This window comes from Devosia sp. P1_H9, assembly GCF_056405135.1.
The window spans coordinates 533,775-553,630 of sequence record NZ_JBFUCQ010000002.1; the positions used below are offsets into that span (position 1 = coordinate 533,775).

At 65.2% G+C, this 19,856-nt stretch carries 25 protein-coding genes and 1 riboswitch; of the genes, 9 read left to right on the forward strand and 16 right to left on the reverse strand.

The window, feature by feature from the left end; all coding sequences use genetic code 11:
* Positions 1–69 precede the first annotated feature (69 nt).
* Positions 70–702 (reverse strand): cysteine hydrolase family protein, encoded by a 633-nt coding sequence (locus AC1DYL_RS05860; RefSeq protein ID WP_477172387.1) that lies wholly within the window; start codon positions 700–702, stop codon positions 70–72.
* 146 nt (positions 703–848) lie between these two features.
* On the opposite strand from AC1DYL_RS05860, the gene AC1DYL_RS05865 reads away from it, so the two are divergent.
* Positions 849–1,010: a Thivi_2564 family membrane protein gene (locus AC1DYL_RS05865; RefSeq protein WP_141728495.1), complete on the forward strand. Its 162-nt coding sequence runs from the start codon at positions 849–851 to the stop codon at positions 1,008–1,010.
* On the opposite strand, the gene ybaK is transcribed toward AC1DYL_RS05865, so the two are convergent.
* Together ybaK and AC1DYL_RS05875 are read right to left on the reverse strand one after the other, a co-directional pair.
* The gene (gene ybaK / locus AC1DYL_RS05870; RefSeq protein WP_477172388.1) at positions 1,007–1,480 is read right to left on the reverse strand and encodes a Cys-tRNA(Pro) deacylase; all 474 of its coding nucleotides are present in this window, start codon (positions 1,478–1,480) and stop codon (positions 1,007–1,009) included. The two genes, AC1DYL_RS05865 and ybaK, sit on opposite strands and share 4 nt — an antisense overlap.
* Positions 1,481–1,612: 132 nt before the next feature.
* Positions 1,613–2,263, reverse strand: coding sequence for a MarR family winged helix-turn-helix transcriptional regulator (locus AC1DYL_RS05875; RefSeq protein ID WP_477157494.1), 651 nt, complete (start codon positions 2,261–2,263; stop codon positions 1,613–1,615).
* Between the two features lie 117 nt (positions 2,264–2,380).
* Between AC1DYL_RS05875 and AC1DYL_RS05880 the strand changes: the two genes are divergently transcribed.
* Positions 2,381–3,916, forward strand: a complete 1,536-nt coding sequence (locus tag AC1DYL_RS05880; protein WP_477172389.1) for an MDR family MFS transporter — start codon at positions 2,381–2,383, stop codon at positions 3,914–3,916.
* A gap of 68 nt (positions 3,917–3,984) precedes the next feature.
* Here AC1DYL_RS05880 and AC1DYL_RS05885 read toward each other — a convergent pair whose 3' ends face one another.
* Entirely contained in the window at positions 3,985–4,380 is a 396-nt protein-coding gene (locus AC1DYL_RS05885) for a response regulator (protein WP_477157492.1), read from the reverse strand.
* A 175-nt stretch (positions 4,381–4,555) separates the two neighbouring features.
* On the opposite strand from AC1DYL_RS05885, the gene AC1DYL_RS05890 reads away from it, so the two are divergent.
* The gene (locus AC1DYL_RS05890; RefSeq protein ID WP_477172390.1) at positions 4,556–4,819 is read left to right on the forward strand and encodes a hypothetical protein; all 264 of its coding nucleotides are present in this window, start codon (positions 4,556–4,558) and stop codon (positions 4,817–4,819) included.
* On the opposite strand, the gene AC1DYL_RS05895 is transcribed toward AC1DYL_RS05890, so the two are convergent.
* Both AC1DYL_RS05895 and AC1DYL_RS05900 read right to left on the reverse strand, forming a co-directional pair.
* Entirely contained in the window at positions 4,816–5,331 is a 516-nt protein-coding gene (locus tag AC1DYL_RS05895; RefSeq protein WP_477172391.1) for a MerR family transcriptional regulator, read from the reverse strand. The two genes, AC1DYL_RS05890 and AC1DYL_RS05895, sit on opposite strands and share 4 nt — an antisense overlap.
* A gap of 26 nt (positions 5,332–5,357) precedes the next feature.
* Positions 5,358–5,669 (reverse strand): integration host factor subunit alpha, encoded by a 312-nt coding sequence (locus tag AC1DYL_RS05900; protein WP_477151168.1) that lies wholly within the window; start codon positions 5,667–5,669, stop codon positions 5,358–5,360.
* 256 nt (positions 5,670–5,925) lie between these two features.
* On the opposite strand from AC1DYL_RS05900, the gene AC1DYL_RS05905 reads away from it, so the two are divergent.
* The 3 genes from AC1DYL_RS05905 to AC1DYL_RS05915 are packed head-to-tail and all read left to right on the forward strand — an operon-like array spanning position 5,926 to position 8,448.
* Positions 5,926–6,897: a glycosyltransferase family 2 protein gene (locus AC1DYL_RS05905; protein WP_477172392.1), complete on the forward strand. Its 972-nt coding sequence runs from the start codon at positions 5,926–5,928 to the stop codon at positions 6,895–6,897.
* Positions 6,894–7,523, forward strand: coding sequence for a class I SAM-dependent methyltransferase (locus AC1DYL_RS05910; RefSeq protein ID WP_477172393.1), 630 nt, complete (start codon positions 6,894–6,896; stop codon positions 7,521–7,523). The genes AC1DYL_RS05905 and AC1DYL_RS05910 overlap by 4 nt, the downstream gene beginning before the upstream one ends.
* Positions 7,516–8,448: a hypothetical protein gene (locus AC1DYL_RS05915; protein WP_477172394.1), complete on the forward strand. Its 933-nt coding sequence runs from the start codon at positions 7,516–7,518 to the stop codon at positions 8,446–8,448. Before AC1DYL_RS05910 ends, AC1DYL_RS05915 begins: the two co-directional genes overlap by 8 nt.
* Here the strand turns inward: AC1DYL_RS05915 and AC1DYL_RS05920 are convergent.
* The 5 genes from AC1DYL_RS05920 to AC1DYL_RS05940 all read right to left on the reverse strand — a co-directional run bounded on the left by AC1DYL_RS05920 (position 8,445) and on the right by AC1DYL_RS05940 (position 13,455).
* Entirely contained in the window at positions 8,445–10,118 is a 1,674-nt protein-coding gene (locus AC1DYL_RS05920; protein WP_477172395.1) for a hypothetical protein, read from the reverse strand. The two genes, AC1DYL_RS05915 and AC1DYL_RS05920, sit on opposite strands and share 4 nt — an antisense overlap.
* 118 nt (positions 10,119–10,236) lie before the next feature.
* Positions 10,237–11,205 carry a beta-ketoacyl-ACP synthase III gene (locus tag AC1DYL_RS05925; protein ID WP_477157485.1) on the reverse strand — a complete coding sequence of 323 codons (969 nt, stop codon included), beginning with the start codon at positions 11,203–11,205 and terminating at the stop codon, positions 10,237–10,239.
* Positions 11,202–12,284 carry a phosphate acyltransferase PlsX gene (gene plsX / locus AC1DYL_RS05930; RefSeq protein WP_477151174.1) on the reverse strand — a complete coding sequence of 361 codons (1,083 nt, stop codon included), beginning with the start codon at positions 12,282–12,284 and terminating at the stop codon, positions 11,202–11,204. The genes AC1DYL_RS05925 and plsX overlap by 4 nt, the downstream gene beginning before the upstream one ends.
* Before the next feature lie 92 nt (positions 12,285–12,376).
* On the reverse strand, positions 12,377–12,931 hold the full coding sequence (locus tag AC1DYL_RS05935; protein WP_477172396.1) for a YceD family protein: 555 nt from the start codon (positions 12,929–12,931) through the stop codon (positions 12,377–12,379).
* On the reverse strand, positions 12,928–13,455 hold the full coding sequence (locus AC1DYL_RS05940) for a ubiquinol-cytochrome C chaperone family protein (RefSeq protein WP_477157484.1): 528 nt from the start codon (positions 13,453–13,455) through the stop codon (positions 12,928–12,930). Before AC1DYL_RS05940 ends, AC1DYL_RS05935 begins: the two co-directional genes overlap by 4 nt.
* A gap of 160 nt (positions 13,456–13,615) precedes the next feature.
* Between AC1DYL_RS05940 and AC1DYL_RS05945 the strand changes: the two genes are divergently transcribed.
* The gene (locus AC1DYL_RS05945; RefSeq protein ID WP_477151177.1) at positions 13,616–14,065 is read left to right on the forward strand and encodes an outer membrane protein assembly factor BamE; all 450 of its coding nucleotides are present in this window, start codon (positions 13,616–13,618) and stop codon (positions 14,063–14,065) included.
* A gap of 198 nt (positions 14,066–14,263) precedes the next feature.
* Here the strand turns inward: AC1DYL_RS05945 and AC1DYL_RS05950 are convergent, their stop codons facing one another.
* The 4 genes from AC1DYL_RS05950 to glyA all read right to left on the reverse strand — a co-directional run bounded on the left by AC1DYL_RS05950 (position 14,264) and on the right by glyA (position 18,025).
* Positions 14,264–15,481: an MFS transporter gene (locus AC1DYL_RS05950; protein WP_477172397.1), complete on the reverse strand. Its 1,218-nt coding sequence runs from the start codon at positions 15,479–15,481 to the stop codon at positions 14,264–14,266.
* A 6-nt stretch (positions 15,482–15,487) separates the two neighbouring features.
* Positions 15,488–15,982 carry a transcription antitermination factor NusB gene (gene nusB / locus AC1DYL_RS05955; RefSeq protein ID WP_477151179.1) on the reverse strand — a complete coding sequence of 165 codons (495 nt, stop codon included), beginning with the start codon at positions 15,980–15,982 and terminating at the stop codon, positions 15,488–15,490.
* An 84-nt stretch (positions 15,983–16,066) separates the two neighbouring features.
* On the reverse strand, positions 16,067–16,549 hold the full coding sequence (gene nrdR, locus AC1DYL_RS05960) for a transcriptional regulator NrdR (protein ID WP_477157482.1): 483 nt from the start codon (positions 16,547–16,549) through the stop codon (positions 16,067–16,069).
* A gap of 171 nt (positions 16,550–16,720) precedes the next feature.
* Positions 16,721–18,025, reverse strand: coding sequence for a serine hydroxymethyltransferase (glyA, locus tag AC1DYL_RS05965; RefSeq protein ID WP_477151181.1), 1,305 nt, complete (start codon positions 18,023–18,025; stop codon positions 16,721–16,723).
* A gap of 138 nt (positions 18,026–18,163) precedes the next feature.
* A riboswitch (ZMP/ZTP riboswitch) is annotated at positions 18,164–18,246 on the reverse strand.
* Positions 18,247–18,365: 119 nt separating this feature from the next.
* On the opposite strand from glyA, the gene AC1DYL_RS05970 reads away from it, so the two are divergent.
* Positions 18,366–18,794, forward strand: a complete 429-nt coding sequence (locus AC1DYL_RS05970) for a BA14K family protein (RefSeq protein ID WP_477172398.1) — start codon at positions 18,366–18,368, stop codon at positions 18,792–18,794.
* 26 nt (positions 18,795–18,820) lie between these two features.
* Here the strand turns inward: AC1DYL_RS05970 and AC1DYL_RS05975 are convergent, their stop codons facing one another.
* Entirely contained in the window at positions 18,821–19,339 is a 519-nt protein-coding gene (locus tag AC1DYL_RS05975; protein WP_477172399.1) for a SixA phosphatase family protein, read from the reverse strand.
* A 103-nt stretch (positions 19,340–19,442) separates the two neighbouring features.
* Between AC1DYL_RS05975 and AC1DYL_RS05980 the strand changes: the two genes are divergently transcribed.
* On the forward strand, positions 19,443–19,823 hold the full coding sequence (locus tag AC1DYL_RS05980) for a BA14K family protein (RefSeq protein WP_477172400.1): 381 nt from the start codon (positions 19,443–19,445) through the stop codon (positions 19,821–19,823).
* Positions 19,824–19,856 lie beyond the last annotated feature (33 nt).

Here is a 19,856-nt window from a genome sequence, read left to right on the forward strand (position 1 = left end):
TGCGGAGGCCTACAGAAACCAGCCTTTTGAGGCAAGAGGCATTTTTGCGGCAATGCGATCGAAGCGGGGCTACCGCCCCCTCGCCTCCACGATCTCTGCCACCTCCGCCGTCTCCACCTGCATGCCAAATCTGCTGTCGTAGATGTGCGCCATGGCGTCGTGGGTGGAATCGGCGGACGAGCAGATCGCGTCGGTGGCGATGATCACGCGGTAGCCGAGATCGATGGCGCCGATGACGGCCGCCATCACGCAGACTTCGGTTTCGGCGCCCGATACCACCACCGTGTCGACGCCGGCGGCCAGCAGTTCGACGTGGAGCCGGCTGCCCAGCCAGGGGCTGTAGATCGGCTTGTCGAACACCCGCGCCGGTGGCGCAAATCGTCCGAGGTCGGGGATCAGGTCGATCAGCGCGGGATCGAGCTGCTCACGTGTCATCATCGCCCAGCGCTGGTAGTAGCGGCGCCAGGTTCCGCCGACCTCATCCGCTGACCTAGGCGGAACGAAGCGGGTGAAGACCGTGCGTGCAGGGCCAATCTCCACCAGCCGCACAACCTCCGGCAGCACCTTCTCCATCCACGGCGCGTGCCATTCGGTCTGCTCGGCGAACATGCGCTGCATGTCGACACAGAGGTGCACCCAGTTATCGCCAAGCGGACCGAAGTGAATGCCGGAAGGTGCGACGAGGTCTGTCGGGGAGGTCATCGACCAGCAACTCGATGCGGCGCGACCGGTTCCCCTCCCCCACTCAAGAAAGCCGCTGGAGAGGAATTTCGCGAGCGCCTGTCACGATTTGCCGTCTCGCGCGTTGTGAAAGGGCCTGCATTTCCGCGGCGTCACGGAGATTACAGATGTCCGTCCTTATCGGAATTCTCATCACCTTCCTGGTGGTCGTCCTCATCCTCTGGCTGGTTCAGCGCCTGCCGGTCGATGCCCGGGTGAAGCAGATCATCCAGATCGTCGTGATCATCATCGGCATCGTTTCGCTGCTGAAGTACCTGGCGGTATTCTAAGCCACCAGGTCGACCAGCTTCGCTTCGGCCGCGCGCGCCGCGTCAGTTGGGCTCAGCCCGACCAGGAGGCCGCGCTGGCCGCCATTGATCAGCACCTCGTCGAATAGTTCGGCGGTCTCATCGATGGCCGTGGGCACGCGCCTGCGCTGGCCAAAGGGGCTGATGCCGCCGACCTTGAAGCCGGTGAGACGCTCGGCGTCCGCCGGCTTCATCATGTTGGCGGATTTGCCGCCGAACGCCGCGGCGAGCTTCTTCATGCTCACCTCGCAGTCGGACGGCACCACGACGCAGACCGGCTTGCCGTCGACCTCCGCCATCAGCGTCTTGAACACCTGCTCCGGCGCCTTGTTCAGCGCCTCGGCCGCCTGCAGGCCGATGCGCGGCGCATCGGGATCGTAATCGTAGGGGAAATGGGTGAAGGCGATGCCGGCCCTGTCGAGCGCCAGCGTGGCCGCGGTGGTCTTGGACATGGCGCCAAGTGTTACGGCGCGGAAACCGCGCCGTCTACTGCGTGGCCGCCCGGGGCCCGGAGCAACAGCCCGCTGCCGATGTCGGCATTGTAGCCGGCCTGTGCGCCGAGCAGCCCGCGGCCGAAGCCGATATCAGGTGATCCTGGCAGGCTGCCGCTTCGGCTTGGGCCCAGCCTCGGGCTCCTCCAGCAACGCCTTGACCTCTGCCGCCCGCTCCGTGAGCCCCTTGGGATCAGTGGCCCAGCTGCTGAAGCGATCGAGCAGGTTGGCGAACACGATCAGCTCGGATTCGTCCCACTGCCCCAGTGCGCTGGTGAACATCCCCATCTTGCTCTGCCGGATAGCATCGACGAAGCGCCGGCCCTTGGGCGTCAACTCGAGGCAGATGCGGCGCGCATCCTGCTGCGAGGCGACGCGGCGGGCGAAGCCGCGGTCGACGACGTCGGCGGATACCCGGCTGGCGCGCGATGGATCGATGCCGAGCCGCTCGGCGATCAGCCCGACGGTCACCTCTTCTGCGTCGCCCTCGATCCGATGGCCGATGGCGCTGATGACGTCCATGTGGGCGACTTCCAGGTCTGGCGCGATCTGCGCCAGCACGATCCGGCCGAACTCGCGGCGCATCATGTTGCGGCGGATCCTGGCCATCACGCCATCGATCGCACCAACGGCCTGGGCCGCCGCCTCGCTGAGCCCGCGGCTTCGCGCCAGGGCAACCAGCTCCTGATCGCCGATCGTCGTGCAGGCCAGCACCGGCAGCGGCATGTCGTGATTGTCTTTCATGCCACCGCGCCTAGCAGATTCATGTGCTCACGTCAATTACATGCTATGTGCACATATTTGCTGTTGACACATATGTGAAGGAGGCACATAAGCCACCCGAGTTTCGGAGATTTCCAAATGAGCGTTGATACGAATCCCATTTCCGGCGCCGCGCCGGCCGCCGAGGCGCCAGCGCGCCCCGACCGCACGACGCTGCTCGTCTATTTCGGCGCGTTGATCGCGATGTTCATGGCGACCCTCGACATGCAGATCGTCGTCACCGCGCTGCCCACCATTGCCGGCGAACTGGGCAACCTGCACCTCTTCGGCTGGGTCGGCTCGGCCTACCTGCTCTCCACCGCTGCGGTGTCGCCGTTCTACGGCAAGCTAGGCGACATGTACGGTCGCAAGAACGTGGTGATGACCGCCATCGTCCTCTTCCTTGTCGGCTCAGCGGTCTGCGGCATGGCCTGGTCGATGGAATCGCTGATCGCTGCCCGCATCCTCCAGGGCATTGGCGGCGGCGGGCTGATGGTCTCGGCTTTCGCCATGATCGGCGAACTGTTCGGGCCGCGCGACCGCGCCAAATACCAGGGCTATTCGTCCGCCGTGTTCGCGTTGAGCTCTATCCTTGGGCCGGTCGCCGGCGGCTACATCACCGATATCTTCGGCTGGCGCTGGGTGTTTCTCGTCAACCTGCCGGTCGGCCTCGTGGTGCTGGCGCTGATCGGCTTCGCCATGAAGTCGAAATTCACCGAGAAGAAGCACAAGGTCGACTATCTCGGCGGCGTGCTGCTGGCTATCGCCACCACCGCCATCGTCTACTGGGGCGATCACGTGCTCGATCCCACCGGCCCGGACCTCTTGACGTTCGCGCTGCCGGTGATCGGCGTCGGCGCCGCCATCTGGTTCATCATGGTCGAGCGTCGTGCCGAGGAGCCGATCGTGCCGCTGCGGCTGTTCGGCAACCACACCATCAGCATCGTCACCATCGTTTCGCTGATCGCCGGCTCGGTGACGCTGGGGATGTTCTTCTACTTCGCGCTCTACTTCCAGACACTCACCGGTCTGGGGCCGGCCGAGGTCGGCTTCCTGTTCCTGCCGGCATCGGCCACCTCGATGGTGATCTCGATGGTCGCCGGCCGAGTGATCGCCTCGACTGGGCGCTACAAGTGGATGCCGGTCGCGGCAATGGCCGTGGGCGCTGCCCTGATGGTCGCCTTCACCTTTATCGACGCCCACACGCCGCTGTGGATTCTGGCGCTGATGATGGCGGTGTTCGGCATTTCGATGGGCCTGCAGTTCCAGGTGCTGATGGTTGCCATCCAGGCGGCGGCGCCGCTGAGCGACATCGGCGCGGCCACCGGGCTGATCACCCAGGCCCGTACCATCGGGGCGTCGATCGGTCTCGCGATCAACGGCGCGGTGATGACCTTCGCGCTGACGCAGCAGAACGCCGCCCTGCCCGCCGATGTCGCGGCGCAACTGCCCGACGGCCTCACCGGCCTAAGCCCGCACATCGCTTCGGGCCTGCCGGAGGCGGCGCGCGATGTGGTGCTGAGCCACTACGGCGCCGGCATCAACGTGATGTTCCTGTGGGTCGCCGCGCTCTATGTGCTGGCCATGGGCTTCACCATCCTGCTCAAGGACGTGCAGATCCCGAAGCGGGCGTAACGGCCGGAACGAGAAACGAACAAGGGGGCCATCCGGCCCCTTTGTCATTCGCGCCTGCGCGCCTGGCGTCAAATCGTCGGCCGCGGCTCGGAGATCGTGGCGTGGAGGAATTCGAGCAGCTGGGCGTTCGAGAAGGGCTTGGCAAGAATGGGCCGATGGCGGTGACGCTCGACGATTGCCTCCGGCCCCGTTGCCGTCGCGAAGAAGAACGGAACGTTCCGGTGGGTCAGCTCGTCGGCGAGCTCGAAGCTGTCGGCGCCACCGACTTTGACGTCGAGGATCGCGCAGTGCACCGAACGGTTGCCAATCCGCGACCGGGCCTCATCCGGAGTGCCGCAGACGATCACCTCCGACGCACCGAGATCGAGCAGGAAATCCTCCATCATCACCGATACCAGTGCTTCGTCCTCGACGATCAGCACGGTCCCGATTCCAAAGCCTTCTACCTGCGGATTTGATAGCACTTGCCATCTCCTTCGCGATCATGCTTGCGCCGTCGGCCCCGTAAAATCGAGGAAAATGGGAGTTAGCGCGTTGCCACCTTGCAGCGCATTGGGGCGAATGAGTACGCGCTGCATGCAACCATTCGGCGTCTAATGAGTTGAATGAGTAAGTGACCTCATAACCTCATGATCTGCGATGTCCGAAAAGACCTACAAAGGTAACGACCTGATCCGCGGCGAGCGCCTCCAGATCATGCTGGAGGCAGATGAACTGCGTGCGCTCGATGATTTTCGTTTCGCCAACCGGATGCCGAGCCGGGCCGCGGCGGTGCGCGAATTGCTACGGCGTGGACTCGCTGTCGACGGGGCGGTCAACGCCAACGGAAATGGTTCTTCGCAGTCGTTCGGCGTGCTTGATGGCAATGGCGCGGGCGCAGACGATAGCGGCCACGAGGCCTAACCCTCGCGAGCCCGCTCCAATAGCCGCTTGCAGTCAAGCAACTCGCGCAGCACATCCGACAGTTTGTCGCGGTCGGCAGCGGTCAGCCCAGCCGGCTTTGGCTTGAAGCTTGGCAGCTTCAGGCGAGCGGGCGCGGGCGCAACCTCGGTCATGTCGTCCTCGACGAGCACCGCTGATTCCGATGCAAAGTCCTCGTCTGGCTCGGTATCGGCCGGCTGGTGCTCCAGCGCTTCCACCGGGCGGCCCTCGCCGATGCCGATGACGTAGCGGATGCCCTGGTCCTTGAGGATGCGCTGCACCCCCTTGATAGTGAACCCCTGGTCGTAGAGCAGGTGCCGTATGCCCTTGAGCAGCAATACGTCTTCGGGCCGGTAGTAGCGCCGGCCGCCGCCGCGCTTCAGCGGCTTGATGGTGGAAAAGCGCGTTTCCCAAAAGCGCAGCACGTGCTGCGGCAGGTCGAGCTCGTCGGCCGCCTCGGAGATGGTTCTAAACGCGTCTGGAGACTTGTCCAAAAGGACTCACCCGCCCGGAAAGAGTCTTATTTTCCAGACCGGACCATAGATTTGTTGATCTTGGATTTCAACACGTTGCTGGGTTTGAACACCAGAACCTGTCGCGGCAGGATCGGCACTTCCTCGCCGGTCTTGGGATTGCGGCCGATGCGCTGATTCTTCGAGCGCACCTGGAACGAGCCGAACGAGGAGAGCTTGACGTTGGCGCCCTCGACCAGCGCGTCGCCGATCAGGTCGAGTACGCGCTCGACCAACTCGGCCGATTCCGTTCGCGACAAGCCCACCGCTTCGTAGACCGCCTCGGCCAAATCCGCTCGCGTGACCGTCTTCTGTGTCATATGCCGCCCCTCCGTTTCGCCTACCTGCATTTCAGGTCCCCGTCAGGCGCCCCCACCCACGGATTTTGTCAAAGATTAACGCGCTGTAACGTGACTGGCAATCTGGCTTACCAATCAAAGGCGTGACCACTTCGCAACCGCCCCAACTGGCCGGGCGACGGCCCCGCCCTCCGAGTTAACCGCGAATTCGGACTTCTGGTGGAGAGTTTTGGTCCGGCGCCACACGTCGTGGACCCTCGCGACCGTCGGATCCAACTTGTCAAAGCTGATCATCCAGATTCCGTGCCTCAACGAGGAAGCCACCCTCGCGATCACGCTCGCCGACCTGCCGCGCAGCGTGGCAGGATTCGAGCGCGTCGAATGGCTGGTGATCGATGACGGCTCCATCGACCGTACGGTCGAGGTGGCGCGGGCGAACGGCGTCGACCACATCGTATCGCTGCCGACCAACCAGGGCCTGGCTCGTGCATTCATGGCCGGCATCGAAGCCTGCCTCAGACTTGGCGCCGACGTGATCGTCAATACCGACGCCGACAACCAATACGACGCCCGCTCGATTCCCGATCTGGTAGCGCCGATTCTCGCGCGCAAGGCACTGATCGTCGTCGGCGCCCGGCCGATCGAGCAGATCGCGCATTTCTCGCCGATCAAGAAGCTGCTGCAGCGGCTCGGCTCGTGGGTGGTGAAGCAGGCCAGCGGCACGGTGGTCGCCGATGCCCCAAGCGGCTTCCGCGCCATTCACCGCGACGCGGCGGTGCGGATGAACGTCTTCAACTCCTACACCTACACGCTCGAGACCATCATCCAGGCCGGCCGCAACGGCATCGCCATCGCCTCGGTGCCGGTGGGCGTCAACGGGGATTTGCGCCCCTCGCGACTGGTCCGCAGCATCGGCAGCTACGTGGCGCGGTCGATCCTGACGGTGGTCCGCATCTTCGTGCTCTACAAGCCGCTGCGTTTCTTCCTCGGCCTCGCGATCATCGTCGCCCTGCCCGCCGTCATCGTCTTCGTGCGTTTCCTCTACCACTTTGCCATCGGCGAAGGCGCGGGCAACATCCAGTCGCTGGTGCTAGGCGCCGGGCTCCTCGCGGTGTCGGGCATCCTCGCGGTTGGTGGCATCCTCGCCGATCTCATCGCCACCAACCGGCGGCTGCTCGAGGAAATCCGCGAGCGCCAGTTGCGGGCCGAACTGCAGCGAACCGCGCCCACCCGGGAGCACGTCCCGTGAGCGAGCCGACCGATGTGGGGCACGACTACGTTAACGTCCCCGGCAACCACTACGACAAGTACAACACCAGGAACCCGGTCGCGCGCCTGCTGATGGATGGCTTCCTCGCCGCCTTCGATGAGCTCACGGCGAAGACCGGCGCCAGCACTGCCTATGAGGTTGGCTGCGGTGAGGGCAATCTCAGCATGCGGCTTGCCGATCGCGGCTGGACCGTGCACGGCTCCGACCTCGAGGCGAGCAGCGTCGCCGAGGCGAACGCACAATGCGCCGAGCGCGGCCTACCTGCTGCATTCGAGGTTCGCTCACTGTACGACCTAACGGCGGAGCAGAGTGCCCCGCTCGCGATCTGCTGCGAGGTGCTCGAGCACGTCCCCGACACCGCCCGCGCCCTTGCATCCCTGCGCAGGATCGCGGCCCCGTACCTGCTGGTCAGCGTGCCGCGCGAGCCGATCTGGCGCGTGCTGAACGTGATGCGCGGCAAATACATCGCCGAGCTTGGCAACACCCCAGGACACATCCAGCACTGGTCCTCGTCGGCCTTCATCTCGCTGATCGCGCAGAACTTTGAGATCGTCGAGATCCGCCGCCCGCTGCCCTGGACCATGATCCTGTGCCGCGGTGGATGAGCTGAAGCCAGACACCGTCGCGACGCCCTCGCGCCTCCGCCCCTGGCTCAAGGCAGCCGGCATTGCGGTGACGCTGGCCGCGCTGGTGTTCGTGGTCTTCGCCGTCCAGCGCTCGTTCGGCCAGCTCAGCGCCAATGTCGCCTCACCGACGTTCCTCGCGACGATCGCCGGCGGCAGCGTCTCCTATGCGCTGATGCTGCTGCTCCTCGCGTTCGCGTGGCACGGCATGCTGGCGGCCATCGATGGCCCGGTCGTGGCGCTCCTGCCGGCGCTGGCCATCTACGCGCGCACCCAGGTCTACAAATACCTGCCGAGCAACGTTCTCCACATGGTCGGCCGCTATGTCGAGGCCCGCGCTGCCGGTGCCTCGCACACCGCACTCGGCATCGCCCAGCTCGTCGAACTGGCACTGCTTTCGGCTGCTGGTGGAGTGATCGCGTCGGTCCTTGCCCTGCCCCTGCTGCTCGATCAGCTGCGTCTCCACGGTCTCGAAGCCTGGCTGCTGCCCGCCATCGTCATCGGATGCACCGCCGTGGTGACCGTGCTCTTCGCCGCCGTTGCCCGAAGGCTCAACGTCCAGCGCCTCGCCGGCCGTATCGTCGGCCGCGGCGTACTGGCATTCGGCCTCTACCTGCTGTTCATGCTCGGCAGCGGTGGCCTCGCGCTGGCGCTGGCCTGGAGCCTTGGCGGCCCCGGCGCGGCCTCGCCGCAGATCATCGGCATCACCGCCGCCGCCTGGCTGATCGGCTTCCTCGTCCCCGGCGCCCCGGGCGGCCTTGGCGTGCGCGACGCCGTGCTGATTGCCGGCCTGACCGCCGCCGGCATCCCCGGCGCCACCACCGTCGCGCTCGGCCACCGGTTGATCACCACATTCGGCGATGTGCTGCTGGCCCTTGTCGGCTTCGCTCTGAGACGGAAGCCCTAGCAGCCCGTTCCCGCATCAGGCGGATTGGCGAGCAGGTATAGTCCCCGCGGCAGGCGCGCGGCGCACGCGAGACCGTCCGAAGCCGGGTCGATTGAGATCAGCCCGGCCTTGGCCGGCAGCGGCCCGTCTGTATCGAGGAATGGTGCATCGAGCGCATATTGCAGCGAATAGGACCACGGCGACTGGTCGCGCACCGCCTCCGACCAGTACAGCGGCGCCAGTTGCGTCTTATGCACGGCGTCGACATCAGCGTTGAGAAACAGCAGCTGCACCTCGGCATGCTGCAGCTCGTGCCAATGGATCGCCGCTCCAGCGAGGCCGATGAACAGCACGAGCACGATCATCCGGCCGATCCGGCCGGCAAGCAGCAGCAGCGCCGCAGGCACGGCGAGGAATATCGAGCTTGCCCCGAAAAAGCGCAGCGGCGTCGACTCCACCCCGGCGAGCCAGCCCACTCCGGCGACAGCCTCCGGATGCGCCGGCTCAAGCTCGGCCATCAACGGCAGCACCGCCAGCAGCCAGCCGGCCGCCACGATCACTACGACCCCGACTATGCCAACCAGCCGCTGCTCCCTGCTCCGCTCGCCCAGCACGAGCCAGCACAGGCCCAGCCAGATCAGCACGACCGAAGCGCTGTCGATGTACCGCCCGTAGGCGATGTGATCGACGCGCGTCGGCTCCAGCATCTGCACGACGGAAGCGGCTGCAACCGCAAGTACCGCCGCAACCACGTAACCCGCCACGAGCCGAAGCGTCGGAGCGCCGGGTGTCAACGCCTGGCGGCCCGCGAACCACAGACCCAACCCGGCGAGGCCGAGGCTTGCCGCCAACTGGTACCAGAACTGTCCAAGCATCACGGTCAGGCCGGTAAGCAGAGCATCCGGCCGCAGCAACCGGCCCATGAGCGTTTGTTCCGCCGAATAGGCTCCATCACCCCACAGCGCAGCGTGCAGGTAGTCCATTGCCAGCATCTCGCCGGCCACGAGAATTACGAACAGCATCAGCGCTAAGACGAGGGCGCGCGTATCGACCGTTCGCATCGCGCGAAGCGCGACCAGCACAATCGGCGTCAGCAGGAGGATCAGCAGAGCCTTGGGATGAACTGCGTAGAGCGCAGCGCCTGCGGCGGCGAACAGCAGCGCCCATCGCGCCCGTGGTTTCAGCGCGAGCCTCGTCAGCGACCAGACCTGCAGGACGAATACCAGCCGGAACAGAGCCTCGGACCAGGCGTAGTGGGAGACGAAAAAGCTGGATGGCCAGAGCGTGACAATGGCCGTCGCCAGCACCATCGCCGGCGACCGCTTGAAGCCGAATGCCGCGCCAATGCTGACCAGCAGCGGCACCAGCAGCGCCGCGAGCCCCGCGTTGACCAGCATGAAGCCCTTGTAGGCCACGAGCGGATCATGGGTGAACCACAGCACCGGCACCAGCAGCAGCGAGTAGCCAGCGTGATAGTAAGGCGCTGTTCCCATGTTGATGGTCACGGGCGCCCCAGCGAGCCGTTGCGCCTGGGCGATGAAACCGAGTTCGTCCCAGGCGATCCGCGGCAGTGTGCCGACCCAGGTCGACCAGGCATAGATCGCGAAAACGGCCACTGTCGCGAGCAGCACCAACAGCTGGCTGTCGATCCCGGTCGCGTCCGCTACGCCTTCGCGTTCAACCTGCTGCACGGCCACGACCTGATGTGAGATTCGGTGATCGCGTGCAGGATGTCGCCGGCCGGAAGGCGCAGCAATAGCGGCGGCCGTTTCCGGCCACCGTTCCAAGGGTATTTCTGAGCTAAGCCCGCTACCAGCGGATCAGCGAGGCGCCCCAGGTGAAGCCGCCGCCCATGGCCTCGATCATCACCAGGTCGCCGCGCTTGATGCGGCCGTCGGCGACGGCCGTGTTCAGCGCCAGCGGCACCGAGGCGGCGGAGGTGTTGGCGTGGCGGTCGACGGTCACCACCACCTTTTCCGGCGGCAGGCCGAGCTTCACGCCGGCGCCGTCGATGATGCGCTTGTTGGCCTGGTGCGGCACGAACCAGTCGAGATCGTCGATGGTGTGGCCGGTATCCTCGAGCACCTTGTAGACCACGTCGGTGATCATCCCGACGGCGTGCTTGAACACTTCCTTGCCCTCCATGCGGACGTGGCCCATCGACTGCGTCGAGCTCGGGCCGCCATCGGTATAGAGCTTGTTCCAGAAGTGTCCGTCGGAGCGGAGCGACGTCGCCAGCACGCCGCGCTCCTCGCCGCCCTTGCTGATCTCCATCACCGCCGCCCCTGCCCCGTCGCCGAACAGCACGCAGGTGGTGCGGTCGTTCCAGTCGAGGATGCGCGAGGCGGTTTCGGCGCCGATCACCAGCGTGCGCTTCGATAGCCCGTTCTTGAGGTACGAGTCGGCCGTCGCCACCGCGTAGACGAAGCCCGAGCACACCGCCTGGATGTCGAACGCCGCACCATGATGCATGCCGAGCTTCTGCTGCACCACCGCGGCGGTTGCCGGGAAGGTCATGTCCGGCGTTGTCGTCGCGACGACGATCAGGTCGATGTCGTCGATCGTGAGTCCGGCATTCTCCAGTGCCTTGCGGCCGGCGGCCGCGGCGAGGTCGGAGGTGTTCTCGCCTTCCGCCGCGATGTGGCGCTGCCGGATGCCGGTGCGCTGCACAATCCACTCGTCGGACGTGTCGACGGTCTTTGCCAGCTCGTCATTGGTCACCACACGCGCCGGCAGGTAAGCGCCAACACTGCGGATGATGGATTTCTTGTCGGTCACGCGGGTTTGGCCTCGGGTTCGGGAGCGGGCGCCGCCTCTGCCTGGGGCGCCACGTTGAGTGTGGGGAAGCGGCGCATGCCTTCGCCGATCTTGTCCATGACACGGCTGCGCGCCATTTCGTAGGCAAGGCTCAGCGCGCCTTTGAAACCGATCTCGTCGGTACCGCCATGCGACTTGATGACGACGCCATTGAGGCCGAGGAACACGCCGCCATTGATGTTGCGGGGGTCGAGCTTGCGCTTCAGCGCCTGTAGCGCCTGCCCGGCAATGGCTGCGCCGAGCATCGAGACGATATCGGCCTTCAGCGCCTCGCGGATATAGGTGCCCACCTGCCGGGCGGTGCCCTCGGCCGTCTTCAGCGCGATATTGCCGGCAAAGCCCTCGGTCACCACCACGTCGACAGTGCCCTTGCCGATGTCATCGCCCTCGACGAAGCCGTGATAGATGAAGCCCTCGCCGCTCGCCGCCTGGAGGATGCGCGCCGCTTCCTTCACCTCGTCGTGGCCCTTCATCTCCTCGGTGCCGACATTGAGCAGGCCGACCGTCGGCAGTTCCTGGTCGAACAGCGCGCGAGCCAATGCCGCGCCGAGAATCGAGAAGTCCGTCAGTTGCTTGGCGTCGCCGCCCACCGTGGCGCCGACATCGAGCACGATGATGTCGGTGCGCAGCGTGGGCCACAGCGCTGCGATTGCCGGACGCGAAATGCCCTCGATGGGCCGCAGGCAGAACGTTGCCATCGCCATCAGCGCGCCGGTATTGCCACCGGAGATCGCGACGTCGGCCTCGCCATCTTTCACCGACTGGATCGCCGCCCACATCGAGGACGTGCCGCGGCCCTTGCGCAGGGCCTGCGACGGCTTCTCGTCCATCGAGATGACGTTCTCGGCATGGACGATCTTCGAGACCTTCTTGAGGTCCGGAAACTCGTCGAGCAGCGGCTTCAGGTCGGCCTCGCGGCCATGGAAGATGAAGTTGGTGTTCTTGCGCTCGCGCCAGAACAGGCGCGCGCCTTCGACCGCCACGCGCGGGCCTTTGTCGCCGCCCATGGCGTCAACCGAGATACGGATGGAGTCGCTCATCGCCGCCTGGTCCAGCGTCCCCTAGCGGAGACGGGTTTCAACATACTCAAACGCTTACCCCAAGCAAGATATCACCCGGACGCAACCGGACCCTACCCCTTGTCCTCGGGAGTCTTGAGGATTTTGAGGCCGGCGAAAGGCAAGTCGCTTCCCATGTCGCCATCATCGCCCAACGCGCCCAGGGTTTCACCGGGCAAGCGCGGATAGGAATCCATGGCCAGGGCCAGGGTTTCGATGATCAGCGCCGAAAGGTCGGCTTCGTTGCCCTCGAAATGGTCCGGCACGTCCTCGCCTTCAAGGTCGACGAAGATTTCCGCATCGGCGGCGACGGCGTACTCCTTCTCGCCGCCGGGCAGGAACACCCGCTCGATCGGCTCGGAGATCTCCTGCGTCACGGGCTCCAGCGACACCACGCTCGGTTGCACCGTGGTGCCGATCAGCCGCCCAGTCACCCGGATGCCGCCCTCGAAGCGCACGGCATGCAGCCTCACGTCGAGCTTTTCCACGGCGGTGATACCCAGCTGGTCGGCAATCGCCAGCCGGTCGGCCGCCCCCACCGACAGCACCAGGTCGCGCCCGGCGGTCGGCATCGAATCGAGGCGGATGCTGGCATCCGGTATCCGCACCTGCTTCAGCTCGCCGCTCATGCTGCAGCCGCCAGTTCGAGGCGCCCGCCGGCGATATCGCCGAGCGGCTGCCCGGCCAGCTTGTCGTACTGGGTAAAGAGGTAACCCGCCAATGCGGCGGCATGGCTCGAGTCGGCCTCGCCATAGACGTTGCGGCGCAGCACGGCCTCGACGCCCGGCCGGTCGTCGCGATCCATCGCCTCATTGAGGCTGGTCATCAGGCCATAGAAGAGCTCGCTCATCTTCCGCACCTTCTTGGGCACGGCCATGTCGCCTGCCCCCATCTCGCGCAGCGAACGGTCCATGTCCTTGAAAAACAAATCGAACAGCGCCTGGCTGAACTCCGCCCCGGCCTGCTTTTCGACGCGCAGCCGCCGGAACAGCAGCGACAGGTGCAGCGAGATCATGTCGAAACGGCCGGTCACCGTGTCCGGAATACCCCACTCGGCGTAGAACACCGGTTGCCGGGATTGCGCCACAATAGCTGTATAGATCGCATAAACAGCGTCCGTGGCCGGGTTTTTCCTGAACAAGTTCAATATCATCAGTCGCGCTCCGCGGTTTTGCGGGACAAGGTGCTGCCGGTGTGGAAGGGTTCGGGCAAGGATGCAACCTAGCTTGCCAGCGGGCGCCTTTGACAGCTACACAGTGCCCGCTCGGCCAAGGCCGTGCTAATAGTAGACAGCGATCGGGAAAGTCAAATTGATGCCTTTGCGCACCGTCACTAACCGCCTCCTCCCGATTACCGCCGTGCTGCTCCTCAGCCTGTCGCTTGAGGCCTGCAGCAGCGGCATGAGCCTGACCCAGTCGCGGGCCCGCGGCTACGAAATCTCCGAAGATGCCGTGGCGCAGATTCGCGTCGGCCAGAGTGCCGCGCTGGTCACCGCCGTGCTCGGCTCGCCGCAGGTCACCAACTCCTTCGCCACCGAAACCGCCTGGTACTACCTAGGCGAAAAGGTGCAGCAGACGGCCTTCGGCATGGAGCTCAGCAAGGAGCGCACCCTGCTGGTCGTCTACTTCGACAAGAAGAACAAGGTCGTCGATACCGAGCGGCTGGGCGTCAAGGACGGCAAGTCGTTCTCGATCGAGAGCCGCCGCACTCCGTCCTACGGCCAGGACCGCACGTTCCTCGAGTCGATCATCTCGTCGATCTGACTTCGGTCGCCCGTCGGCCAAACCCACCAGCCGTCATCCCGGCGAAAGCCGGGACTCACTGCTCGGACGGTTGGATAAGCACGAGCTATACCAGTCCATCACGGCAAGGTCCGTTGATTTCGTCCTCGTGGATCACCCAATGCACTGGGTCCCGGCTTTCGCCGGGATGACGGCTGGAGGTTCGAGGCGCGCTGAGCGTTAGCCGGGCTGCCCCTGAGCCTTTCCGGGGCGCATGCTGCTCCATGCCAGCGCCAGGATTGCTGCCGCAGCCAGCGGAATCACCAGGATGTTGATCGACTGCCAGCCGATCAGCTGCAACAGCAGGCCTGAGGCGATCGACGCCAGCGCCATCACGCCGAACACCACCTGCTCGTTCAGCCCCTGCACCCGCGCCGCCTCCTCGGGCCGATAGGCCGTGGACAGCAGGGCGGTTGAGGCGATGAATCCGAAGTTCCAGCCAACCCCCAGCAGCACAAGCGAAATCACGAAGTGCGCCACCGAGATTCCGGTGAGGTTGACGATCGCCGACGCGAGGATCAGCAGCAGTCCCAGCGCCGCCGTGAGGTGCGCGCCGATGCGGTTGATCACCGAGCCGGTGATGAAGCTGGGCGCGAACATTGCGACGATGTGCCACTGGATGGCGAATGCCGCCTCCTCCGTGGTGTGCCCGCAGACATAGACCATGGCCAGCGGCGCCGCGACCATCACCATGACCATCAGCGCGAAGCTGGCCGAAGCGCCGAGCATCGGCACGAGAATGTCGACGCTGCTCAGCAAGACCTTGAACGACCTGCCGGATTTCTTGATCGCCGCTTGCGCCGCGGTGGGCGCGAGCCGCGTGAGTGCCAGCACCGCGACGGCGATCAACGCCAATACGGCCATTGCGACATAGGTGCCGACAAAGGTCGCTCCGGGGATCAGGTCCTTGGTCAGGATGCTGAGCCAGGGCCCGAGGAATCCCGAAATGACGCCGCCTGCCAGTACCCAGGAAATCGCCCGCGCCTTCAGGGCCATGGGCACGCTGTCAGCCGCGGCGAACCGGTATTGATTGGCGAAAGCCGAGGTGACGCCGAGCAGCCCCAAGGCCACCGTGAACAGCCAGAAGTTGCCGAGCCATGCAGCCAGCGCCGCAAGCAGCGCGCCGGGGATGGCCAGCGCGGCGCCGAGCATGAAGCCCTGCCGGCGGCCCCAGGAGTGGATGATATAGGCCGACGGGCCCGTGGCCAGCGCGGTGCCGATGATCATGAAGGTCACAGGCACCGTAGAAAGCGACTTGTTCTCGATCATGGCGATCGCCGTCAACGACGCGACCGCTCCCAGCACTGCCTGATTTGAGCCGACGATGGCCTGCGCCGTGGCAAGCAGACCGATATTGCGAAGAGGCGTGCCAGTCGTCTGTTTGGCGCGCTCGTCCATCGCGCCCTACCTGGCCTGCTCGCTGTCGCGGCCGGCCTTGCGGGCCACCTCGTCGAGCACGGCATTGACCATCTTGGGCGCGTCGTCCTCATAGAAGGCCTTGGCGACGTCGACATACTCGGTGATTACCACGCGCGACGGGATGTCCTTGCGCTTCAGCAGCTCGAACGCAGCGGCACGGAGGATGGCGCGGAGCGTCGCGTCGATGCGGCCCATCGGCCAGCTGTCGACCAGCGCATCGTCGACGGCGGGATCGATCTGCAACTGGCCCTTGATCACGCCGGTGACGATCTGGCGGAAGAAGTCGGCATCTGCCGGCAGGTAATCCTCGCCCTCGATCTCGCGACCGAGATGCACGGTGCTGAACTGGCTCAGGGTATCCTCGAGCGTCTGGCGACCGACATCCATCTGGTAGAGGGCCTGGACGGCGGCCAGCCGAGCCGCGCCGCGCTGGTTGGCGGTGCGAGGAGTCGAAGGATCACGTGGCTTAGGCTGGGCCATATCTAGAAAGTCATTTCGTTGTACGCGGTGAGACGCGCAATGTTCTGCCCTTTGGCTTAGCCACTAGGCGGCAGAACCGCAATCTCAATCGTCGTCGTGGTTGGGCTTGTGACGCTCGTCATTGCCGAGTTCGGTGAGAAACGAGCGGAAATCGTCGGCGGCGGAGAAGTTCTTGTAGACCGAGGCGAACCGCACGAATGCCACGTCGTCGAGGCCCTTCAGCCCCTCCATCACGAACTCGCCGATCTGGTCGGAGCTGATCTCGGCATCGCCGAGGCTTTCGAGCTGCCGAACCACCCCGGAGATCATCCGCTCGACCCGCTCCGGCTCGACATCGCGCTTGCGCAGCGCGGTGTTGACCGAGCGCGCGAGCTTGTCGCGATCGAACGGCACCTTGCGGCCGGACTTCTTGACCACCAGCAGCTCGCGCAGCTGCACGCGCTCGAAGGTGGTGAAACGGCCGCCGCAGGCATTGCAGATCCTGCGACGGCGAATGGCGTTGGAATCCTCGGTCGGCCGGCTGTCCTTGACCTGCGTGTCGTCATTTCCGCAATAGGGACAGCGCATCAGCGTACCTCTTCAGTCTCGGGCCAGCGCCCCTCACCCGTCCCGGCTTCGCCGGTCCGCCCTCTCCCCGACGGGGAGAGGAAACCAGCCTGCGCGGTCGACGCCCTGTTCTTCTCCCCGTCGGGGAGAAGGTGGCGCGAAGCGCCGGATAAGGGGTGGCGCCCCGTCATCTCAGTCGGCGTAGACAGGAAAGCGCGACGTCAGCGCCACGACCTTGTCGCGCACCGCCGCCTCGACGGCAGCGTTACCCTCGTCGGAATTGGCTTCGCGCAACCCATCCAGCACCTCGACGATCAGCTTGCCGATCTCGCGGAACTCGGCTTCGCCAAAGCCGCGGGTGGTGCCCGCTGGCGTGCCGAGACGAATGCCCGAGGTCACAAAGGGCTTTTCCGGATCGAACGGGATGCCGTTCTTGTTGCAGGTGATGTAGGCGCGGCCGAGGCCAGCTTCCGCCCGCTTGCCGGTGGCGTTCTTCTTGCGAAGATCGACCAGCATCAGGTGGTTGTCGGTGCCGCCCGAGACCACGTCGAGACCGTTCTCGATCAGCGTCGCGGCCAGCGCGCGGGCGTTGGCGACAACCTGGCGGGCATAGGCCTTGAACTCGGGCTGCAGCGCTTCCTTGAAGGCCACGGCCTTGGCCGCGATGACGTGCATCAGCGGTCCGCCCTGCAGGCCCGGGAACACCGCCGAGTTGATCTTCTTGGCGATCGCCTCGTCGTTGGAGAGGATCATGCCGCCGCGCGGGCCGCGGAGCGACTTGTGCGTCGTGGTGGTCGTCACATGCGCATGCGGCACGGGCGAGGGGTGCACGCCGCCGGCGACGAGGCCGGCGATATGGGCCATGTCGACCATCAGGTAGGCGCCGACTTCATCGGCGATTTCGCGGAAGCGGGCCCAATCCCACACGCGCGAATAGGCAGTGCCGCCGGCAAGGATCAGCTTGGGCTTGTTCTCGCGGGCGAGGCGCGCCACCTCATCCATGTCGAGAAGATGGTCGTCCTTGCGAACGCCGTACGACACGACCTTGAACCACTTGCCGCTCATGTTGACCGGCGAGCCGTGCGTCAGGTGACCGCCCGAGTTGAGGTCGAGGCCCATGAAGGTGTCGCCGGGCTCGAGCAGCGCCAGGAATACCGCCTGGTTCATCTGCGAGCCGGAGTTGGGCTGCACGTTGGCGAAATTAGCGCCGAACAGTTGCTTGGCACGCTCGATCGCCAGGTTCTCGGCGATGTCCACGTACTGGCAGCCGCCATAGTAGCGCTTGCCCGGGTAACCCTCGGCGTACTTGTTGGTCATGATCGAGCCCTGGGCCTCGAGTACGGCCCTGGACACGATGTTCTCGGACGCGATCAGCTCGATTTCGTGCTGCTGACGGCCAAGCTCCAGCTTGATGGCTTCGGCGATCTCGGGATCGGTTTCGCTGAGCGTGTTGGTGAAGAAACGAGGAAAGAGCGGAAGGGATGTGGCGGCGCTCATTTAGCGTCTCCCGGGGCACAAGGAATGGGGTTTTTTGCTGGCGTGCGTGTAGCACGCGGGCAGCGGCGATTCCAAGCTGGCGACAGCCTGACAAAGAGTGCGGGTTCTCGGGTTCATGCGGGCTCCCATGATGTTTCTACGGGTTGCCCAGGCGAGCGGCAGCTTGAAGTTCGCGTTCCCCGATGGTGCCCCATCTGATCTCGCCAGTCGCGCGAACCTGCTTCTTATCGCAGAGTTGGCCGATCGATGAAAGCCCCTCGCGCCGGGCCCCCGAGCAACTATGAGCCCCGAGGCGCGTTTGGAGGCAGCGTCAGCACAACAAGAAGACTAGGAGTCTCACATGAAGAACCTCGCTTACGCCATCGTCGCCACTGGTCTTGCCGGCCTCATGATGATCCCGGCGCCGGCCAGCGCGGCTTCGGTCAACATCAGCATCGGGCAGCAGCAGCGCTACGTTTCCGAACGCTGTCTTGAGCACCCGAACTGGCGTGGCTGCGACGACTGGCGCCGTAACCACAACCGCTGGGGCAAGAACGACTACCACAACTGGTATCTGTGGAACCGGCCCCATCTCGGCTCGATAGGCGCCGGCATCTTCGGCTTCGCCGTGGGCGCCGCGATCGTCGGCAGCATGAACCGCAACGTCGATCGTTACGACGACGACTTCGACGACCATGTCGCGGCCTGCGAGGCGCAGTACCGCTCGTACAACGCCGAGACCGACATGTTCCTCGGCTATGACGGCGACTATCACCGCTGCAACCTCTGATGCAGGCGGGGCGCCGGACCGGCGCCCTACCCCTTCGGCGGTTTCAGGAAATCGACCAGCCGGCCGGTCCCACGCCCTATCCCTGCCCATTGCTCGACATCGAAGTCGATCACTGCAATCCCGCTGGTCGGAAACCGTTCCATGAGCGTCGAGACCTGATCGGCGTCGCCCTCCCCCACGAGCAAAGCAGCCGTTTCCTCGGTGGCCGGGTTGTGCCCCACCAGCATCAGCGCGCCGTCGTAGTGCTGGCTGCGGATCAGCTCGATATAGTCGTCGTCCCGCTGCGCATAGACGGCGTCGCTAAAGCCGATTTCGGCCGGACGAGCTTCGGGGGGCATGCGCCCTAGGGCCAGCTCCAGGGTCTCCCGCGTCCGTCTCGCGGTCGAGCAAAGCACCTGGTCGGCACGCCAGCCCCGTTTTGCCAACGTATCCCCGATCCACGCCGCAGCCACGATACCGCGCTCGGCAAGCGGCCGGTCGATGTCGGCAAGACTTGTGTCGGCCCAGTCGGACTTGGCGTGACGGATCAGGATGAGGCGCGGCATAGCGGGGATTGTAGCGCTGCGACAAAGCCACCGCGAGCCGCGATTGCAACCAAATCGCGGGCCCGACGCTTGTTGTCACGCACGTTATCGGAGTGGAGTTCTGATGATGAACAATCTCGCTCGCGCCGCTGTTGCGGCCGTTCTCGCCAGCGTGATGGCGATACCCATGCCCGCCGCGGCCGCGCCATTCGGCCCGCTCATCTATCAAGGCCCGGTCCGGATGCTCGAGGCGCGCTGCATCAACTGCGGACCGCGCTGGTCGCATAAGCACGGGCACCGGATCGTCCGGCGCCTGCATTCGCCCTTCTTCTGGGCACCGAGCATTCTCGGCTTCGGCGCCGGGTTGTTCATCGGCAGTACGCTGACCAACAGCGGCTTCGTGAGCATCCATGTCCAGCGCTGCTCGACGCGCTTCCGGTCCTTCGACCTGGAGCGGGATGCATTCCTCGGTTTTGACGGCCGCTGGCACCGCTGCCGCCTCTGAACGATGCGTTTCGCCGGGGATGCGGCCATGCTG